Below are 5,227 nucleotides of genomic sequence, written 5' to 3'. Positions count from 1 at the left end.
AGCGGTGGTCGGAATACGAGTTTGGGCCGGTGTGGTGACTGGAGTTCAGACGTGTGATCTTATGAGTCTGAGGAGTTCCTTATAAGGGATAGTTATTAAGGCTAGGGGGGATTTGAGTTTAGGGGGGGGTCTAAAACTGTACTTCATAAATTAGAGAAACGCTATAACTTTTACCGAGAAATTATTGTTTGAAGTTAGAATCCCCATGCAATTTTCCCTTCTGCCTTCTGCCTTCTGCCTTCTGCCTTCTTCAAGACTCCTGACTTCTTGAAAGCTTCAATCCAACAACTCCTTAAATTCACGAACTCCTTTAATTAAAGGATGAACATCATACCAAGTTTGCTTTTCTCCCTCCTCATCCAAGAAAGTATATTCCAGCAAACAACGATTAAACAATAAATCCCGGTATTGCTGATTATTCAATATACTTTTAGAGCGAAAAACATCAACTAATATTTGCCATTCTTCCTGTTGAACCGATCTTTTATAAGGAAGTCTTGCCTCCGTAATAGCTCTTTGTACCACCTTGGCAGAAATTGGTAAATTACCTCCCGCACGTTTAATTACACTTTGCATTAATAACATTAAATCCCGCACATGACCTCCGCTCATTAAGCAAAGTCTATCTAACACTTCTCTACTTTCAAATACATCCGTTTCTAAAGATAAATCAGGATTAACTTCACTAACTCTTCTATCAATAATTTCCCTAATTGTAGCCACTCCCAAATCGAAAACTTCCCCCTCCGGAGTTTCCACCATAATCATAGGTAAAACCTGTGGATCGTCATATTCAACTTTGAGATTTGGCGCTTGATTAGAATAGACCATTGAAATAGGAATTGTATAAATTGTATGACAATCTAAACCCTTCAATTGAGCGCTGCGGTCTACAAAAATTTCATCATGATTGCTACGTCCGTCCGGCTGAACAATTGGTACAATTCGGTCTAAACTATCAGCAATTATTACCAGTTCAGAACCAGAACCAAGCTTCTTTTTACCATCACGAATAAAACTATTCAGAGCCTCAATTAAACTCTCAGTATAAGGATTAATTTTGTCTCTAATTTTTCTCCTTAAAGTCGGTTCCGCTCTAATATTTGCCGTAAGTTTAGCGTACTGATTAATTTGTGATTCAACAGCCAAACTTTCCAAAGAAATTTCCGTAGTTGCCAAATCTTTTAAATCTGCCCAACGCCCCTTTAACCAATCAAGTAGAGGCTTAGGATTAGCATCTTTCAAATGTTCCAATAAATGCCTAGTACAAGCCAACAAAATATCAGCATATTCCGTATCTTCAGGATTAATATCTTGTTCATCAGCAGCGAAATAAACAATAAAATATCCGTTATTTTCCAGGTGTTCTTTGAGTCGTAAAAGTTCCGTTGATTTACCCGCACCTCGATGTCCGGCATAAAGTTGATAAGTATTATTATCAGATAACTTAATATTTTCAGCTAAATCTATAATAACGTCTCCATCCCCACGCACTTCCCGACAATCAACATATACAGGACTACCAGGTTTCAAAGGTTCAAAAGGCTTAAAAGCATTAAATAATCTTTTTAATAAATCTCCCTGTTTTACCATCTGTTAAAAATCTCCTTAAATTAGCAGAAGGAAGAAGGAAGAAGGAAGAAGTAAGAGGGAAGGAAGAAGGAAGAAAGGACAAGGAAGAAGTAAGAGGGAAGGAAGAAGAAAGAAAGGACAAGGAAGAAGGCAACATCTTACATTGTCTGAGTTTTAAACTGTCGATCTTTCCTAATACCATTTCTCTGTAACAATGCGCTTAATAATTGTTGCTCAGACCTTATTAAACTGACTATTCTCATCTTTATATTAAGTGCAACTTCATGGAGATAAGTAATTAACAAGGGTTGAATAACCTTTTTGATAATTATTAGCTAGTAGGGTGTTAATTATTGATGTTTTTACTACTCCCCTACTCCCCTACTCCCCTACTCCCCCACTCCCCCTACTCCCCCACTCCCCTGCTCCCCTACTCCCCTACTCCCCTACTCCCCTACTCCCCTACTCCCCTACTCCCCTACTCCTTGACTCTGATAATTTTCCAGTTTTGCCAAAATTTCTGGAAATATTTTAATATCTAGATTTTCATCTTCCCGTTGAGAAAAAGAACGTTTTACTTCCCCTAAATAAAGTGGTTCTGAAACTCCCACTTCTGGATGAATAATTGTTCTAATTCTAACAGTTAATTTATCTCCACTACCCAGACGGCCAGGAGAAAATAAATCTCCAGCAGCTTGCTTTATTGTTGCTGTTAACTCTGATTCTGTAATGTTAGGAGAAACAGCTATTACCGTTTGAGTTCCCCCATTATCATAAACCAATGAATATGGAGCAGCTCCCGGAATTTCTACACGAGTAAATAATCCTAAACTCAAACCAAATAAACCAGTAGTTAGGACTCCCATAAAACCTGTTACTCCGACTAATCTAAATCGAAATTCCCATTTAAAAATAAAGCCAATAATTGTTAGGAGAAAAAATCCAATAGTAGCAATACCAAACCATTTAGCACCAATCAATATTTCTGTAGTTGATAACATTTTTTCTAGTTTTTTGTAGTTAATAATTAGGGCTTGCTGATTAAATATCAAAGTCTTGACTGGTTTTGGTTTTACCCTTTTCAGGTACTAAGGGAGTACCAGCTTTTAGGTGGTAATGGTTCAAAAATCTAAGATTTTCAGCATTTCGAGGGGTAGAAAATCAAGGGAAGATTCTTCTGACTACTTCTTCTATAATTCCCATTCCTCCTGACTTCTGGATTCTGGATTCTGGATTCTACCTCTACCAAAAGACTTTTTCAGCAAACCCTAATTATATTTTATTGTGTAAGCATTCAGCATTCAGCATTCAGCATTCAGAGGACATCTGAAAAGTTTTTTGATACTGAATTTTGCCCCCCTAGCCCCCCAAGATTGGGGGGAACAAGAGTCAATTTGCTTGCTCTAGTCCCCCAATTTTGGGGGATTTAGGGGGCATGGATCATGATATAAGTTAAATTTTTGGTAGTATTTCTTAGAGACTTTTTGTAAACAAAAGATTAAATAGAGTCTGTGAGAGTACACTTACTATTTTTAGAATAATTGTCAATTTTACGCCTCATGCACCGCGTGCTTTTGGATTGAATGATATATTGGCTATTCCTACTGACTCATAACTTTTAACTTTTGACTTGTAACTTTGGCTATTCCTCCTAACTTATAACTTTTGATTTATAACTTATAACTTATAACTTATAACTTTTAAAACTTTTGACTTTTGACTTTTGAATTTTGACTTTTAAAACTTTTGACTTTTGAATTTTGACTTTTAAAACTTTTGACTTTTGACTTTTGAATTTTGACTTTTAAGACTCTTTTCTACCCATAAGCAGATAAGTCCTCATATTACCCTTACCTTTAACATCAATTGTTCCTCGATCTTCAAATCTGTATTTGTCCACTAAACAATCATAAGTTGCCTGGGCAACCTGAATCATACCCGAAATACCGTGAGACTCCATCCGGTGGGCCGTATTTACTGTATCGCCCCAAAGGTCATAGGCAAATTTTTTGGTCCCAATAACCCCTGCTTCTACTGGTCCCGTATTAATACCAATACGAACTTCCAAAGACTTACCCTCTCTTAGAGAAATTTCCTGGATTTCGGTTAACATTTCAAGGGCCATATCCGCGATCGCCTCTGCATGATCCTCTTTTGGAATTGGTAGTCCACCTACTATCATGTAGGCATCACCAATAGTTTTGATTTTCTCTAGTCCATACTTGTCCGCCAATTCATCAAAAGCAGAAAAAATTCTATTGAGTAACTCTACCAGTTCAGCGGGAGATAAGTTAGCCGATATTTTGGTAAAGCCTACCAAATCTGCAAATAAAACTGTTACTTGGCTAAAACTATCAGCAATAGTTTCCTCTCCCTGTTTTAACCGTTGGGCAATTGCTTCAGGTAAAATATTTAATAGCAACCTTTCGGACTTTTGTTTTTCCTCAGCTAGTTGCTTTAAATATGCCTGTTCCTGGTCCCGAAGTATTTTCTTTTCTAAACAAGCATTAATTCTCGCCTTTAGCAGTATTGGGTTAAAAGGCTTGGACAAATAATCTTCTGCTCCCAATTCGATACAACGGACTATACTCTCAATATCGTCCACTGCTGAAATCATAATTACTGGGATATGCCGTAGTTTAGGGTCAGACTTGAGAGTTTCGAGGACTTCATAACCGTTCATTTGTGGCATCATAATATCTAGTAGCACCAAGTCAAACGGTTGGGATTGTATTATTTCTAAAGCCTGAAACCCATTAGTCGCAGCACTAACTAAATGGCGTTCTCGTTTAAGTCGTCGTACTAAAAGCTCTCGGTTGACTTGATTATCATCTACAACCAGTACCTTTCCCTGGCCATGCTTCATTTCCTTGGCTCTTTACCTGTAAGATGTTTGATCTTGTCTAATAATCTGGGAAGTTCTACTGGTTTTGTATCATAATCATTACATCCAGCAGCAATACATTTTTCTCGGTCTCCTGCCATAGCGTGGGCAGTCATTGCTATTATTGGGATATGGCTAGTTTCTGAGTTATCTTTAATTTTTTTTGCTGCTTGCCACCCATCTAAGACTGGCAAACTCATGTCCATTAAAATTAAGTCTGGTGATTTTGATTTAGACATCTCAACACCCTGAATTCCATCAACAGCAATAATTACTTCAAAACCTCTACGCATGAGACGCCTAGACAACATATCTCGGTTCATCTCATTGTCTTCAACTAAGAGAATCTTAACCATTTTTTCCTTCTTTGTGAAATAATATCGGCATTCTACCTCCCTTGAATTTTTTTTTTACAGAGTGATATTTTTTTTCTGCGGGAGAAAGATACCAACAACTATTTATTACCGCTCAACTAAACTTCCTCAAACTTACTCAAAAACCTGAAAGCTTATTTGTTCTTAGTTGGTCAAGCACTACAGGGTTAATAGTTAGTAAGCATTCAGCTATTAGCTGTCAGCTAGCCTCCTAGGTCAGAACTACGTTATCAGCAACAAGAGTGTCTCCTTAAGGACAGTGTTTAAATTGGGCTTGCTGATTAAATATCACGCGCATTGACTGATATTGCTTTCAGCCTTTTTTGGCCTTTAAAAAGTGCAAGGTTTTTGGCTGTTTTTGCCTCAAAATGCTAATACTTTTCCCCTGAGTATCAAA

General features: G+C 37.4%; 4 protein-coding genes. All 4 read right to left on the bottom strand.

Annotated elements, in window-relative coordinates; genetic code table 11:
- Positions 1 to 276: 276 nt before the first annotated feature.
- The gene (locus F6K54_RS39805; RefSeq protein ID WP_293089840.1) at positions 277 to 1,593 is read right to left on the bottom strand and encodes an AAA family ATPase; all 1,317 of its coding nucleotides are present in this window, start codon (positions 1,591 to 1,593) and stop codon (positions 277 to 279) included.
- A gap of 449 nt (positions 1,594 to 2,042) precedes the next feature.
- Positions 2,043 to 2,573 carry a Ycf51 family protein gene (locus F6K54_RS39800; RefSeq protein WP_293089838.1) on the bottom strand — a complete coding sequence of 177 codons (531 nt, stop codon included), beginning with the start codon at positions 2,571 to 2,573 and terminating at the stop codon, positions 2,043 to 2,045.
- A gap of 803 nt (positions 2,574 to 3,376) precedes the next feature.
- Positions 3,377 to 4,438, bottom strand: coding sequence for an adenylate/guanylate cyclase domain-containing protein (locus F6K54_RS39795; protein ID WP_293089836.1), 1,062 nt, complete (start codon positions 4,436 to 4,438; stop codon positions 3,377 to 3,379).
- Entirely contained in the window at positions 4,435 to 4,812 is a 378-nt protein-coding gene (locus F6K54_RS39790) for a response regulator (RefSeq protein ID WP_293089834.1), read from the bottom strand. Before F6K54_RS39790 ends, F6K54_RS39795 begins: the two co-directional genes overlap by 4 nt.
- Positions 4,813 to 5,227: the final 415 nt, after the last annotated feature.

The sequence above is a fragment of the Okeania sp. SIO3B5 genome, assembly GCF_010692555.1.
Lineage (GTDB): Bacteria > Cyanobacteriota > Cyanobacteriia > Cyanobacteriales > Microcoleaceae > Okeania.
This window is presented reverse-complemented; position numbering and strand designations above follow the sequence as displayed.